The 2,183-nt window shown below is 43.0% G+C and carries 2 protein-coding genes and 1 pseudogene; all 3 read right to left on the reverse strand.

Annotated elements, in window-relative coordinates; genetic code table 11:
* Nucleotides 1-300 (reverse strand): annotated as a pseudogene (locus H5072_RS17475) (chloramphenicol acetyltransferase); the annotation flags it as partial.
* Nucleotides 301-335: 35 nt separating this feature from the next.
* Nucleotides 336-1,352, reverse strand: coding sequence for an ABC transporter ATP-binding protein (locus H5072_RS17480; RefSeq protein WP_182694275.1), 1,017 nt, complete (start codon nucleotides 1,350-1,352; stop codon nucleotides 336-338).
* Between the two features lie 14 nt (nucleotides 1,353-1,366).
* Nucleotides 1,367-2,183, reverse strand: an 817-nt coding sequence (locus tag H5072_RS17485) for an iron ABC transporter permease (RefSeq protein ID WP_182694276.1), incomplete at its 5' end; no start/stop codon positions are given.

Consider the following 2,183-nt stretch of genomic DNA (forward strand, 5'->3'; position numbering starts at 1 on the left):
CCAGCCATTACCAAATATAAAAAATGGATAAGTAGAAAATCCAGAAGTTTGATGGTTAGCGCCATTCATTATAAAGGTAACGTCTTTAGCTATCGCACAAAACTTACCTATGATCAGACGATCCCCAATAAAATCGAAATGGTAAAGCACATTTTTTTCAAAATTCTCAGGGCCATCAGGATCGTCATAATATGTATAATCGCCTACTTCAATATTGATAGAAGTAATATAGTTTTTTAAAAAACCTACTTGAGGAAAACCTTCCATTGGTGAAGGATTATTGGGGTTTGGTCCGTTCATCGGGTTTCCTCTTAATTTTGAGTTAGGTATATATATTAATCTATAGATTTATAAACCGCTAGTGGGTGCGATGTACTTAGTGATACATGCACTTCGTCGCCTGGGTTTACCACAACTTCATGGCTTACTCGGCTAGTTACAACCGTAGAGCACGCAAGTTTTACAGCGCACAAGCGGCTGCCACCTTCAAAACGTACCCAAATTACTTCGCCGTTATTGCCAACACTGCTTTGTACAAGTAACACATCGTCTGGTCGAAGTAGTACATCAACGTCGCCACTTTCACAGTCAACGCCATGAGCGGGCGCATTACCAATTGAGGTAGTGGCTTGTCCTTGGCTAAATTGGCCGCTAATAAAGCTGGCTTCACCTAAAAAGCGTGCCACAAAGCGATTGTTTGGGGTACTAAAACAGCGCTCGGGTGTATCGATTTGCTGAATTTCGCCGCCTTTAAGCACACCAACGCGGTCGCCAACGGAGAGTGCTTCTTCTTGGTCGTGTGTTACCCAAATAGCAGGTACGCCAGCGGCTTTAAGTGCGTTTCTAATATCCCAACGAAGCATGTCTTTAAGGGCGGCATCTAAGTTTGAAAGCGGCTCATCAAGTAATACAAAGTCAGGTTGGTGGGCAAGGGTACGCGCAAGTGCAACGCGCTGCTTTTGTCCGCCAGAAAGTGTTGCTGGTTTTTTATCTCTAAAATCGCTCAACCCAAGTAGGTTTATCCAATACTCAGCAGGGGCTGTATCTTTTAATCTAAAGCAAATGTTTTGCTGTACGGTTAAGTGCGGAAATAACGCAAAATCTTGAAACACCATACCTACACTGCGTTTTTCAGGAGGTAGTGTTAATTTGGGAGTAGCGCGCCATTTCCCCGTGTTTATTTCGCCTTCGCTAATAGGTATAAGGCCAGCAAGGGCTTGTAAAATTGTACTTTTACCACAACCTGTTGGTCCTACAAGCATAAGGATTTCGTTTTCACCCAGCGAAAAGTTTAAATCGCTTACTACGCGGTTACTGCCATAATCTATAGACAACTGACTTACAGATAGCATTGTTTCTTAAATCCTTAATGTTCAAACTGGTTGCGTTTTTCGCCAGACATCATAATAGCTAACCCGCAGGCAGATATCACTACTAACAATAACCCTGGAATCGCGGCGCGACCAAAATAGCCCGCTTCGTATACACGCCATAAATATGTAGAGAGGGTTTCAAACCCTGTTGGGCCAAGTAGTAGCGTGGCTTCTAGTTCGCGCATTGACTCTAAAAACACCAGTGCTGCACCGGCAATAATACCGCGCATAGTTAAAGGTAGTGTTATGCGAGTAAATACTTCACGTGGGCTTGCCCCTAATACGCGCGCAGACTTTACTAAGCTTGGATCTAAGTGTTCGGTGCTTGTTCTAACAGAGCCTACAGCAAGTGGTAAAAATCGCAGCATATAAGCAATAATAAGCAATCCCAGTGTTTGATATAAAAACGGTAACTGCAAACCACCGTAAACAAGCGCTGTGCCCATTACTATGCCCGGTATACCAAAACCAAAGTAAGTAACACGCTCCATTATACGACCCGCTTTTCCATTCAGTGCGGCATGTGCAACAGGGATCGCAACGATAACGGCTACAATTGCCGCAATACCCGATGCATACGTAGAGTTCCATGCAATATTAAAATCAAATGAGCTAAAACCATCGCGAGCTAACCAAAGTGAAAATATAGCCAAAGGCAAGCCAATAGCGAGTAGTAAAACAGGTGCAAACGTAACAAACATGGCACTTAACTGTAATTTACTTGGAAATAAAATTAACGGACGACCATGGCGCTCAGGTGCTGTTTTTATTTGTGATTCAACTAAAAGTAAAAAACCGACAATAACCATC

Source organism: Pseudoalteromonas sp. SR45-5, from assembly GCF_014163565.1.
Taxonomy (GTDB): domain Bacteria; phylum Pseudomonadota; class Gammaproteobacteria; order Enterobacterales; family Alteromonadaceae; genus Pseudoalteromonas; species Pseudoalteromonas distincta.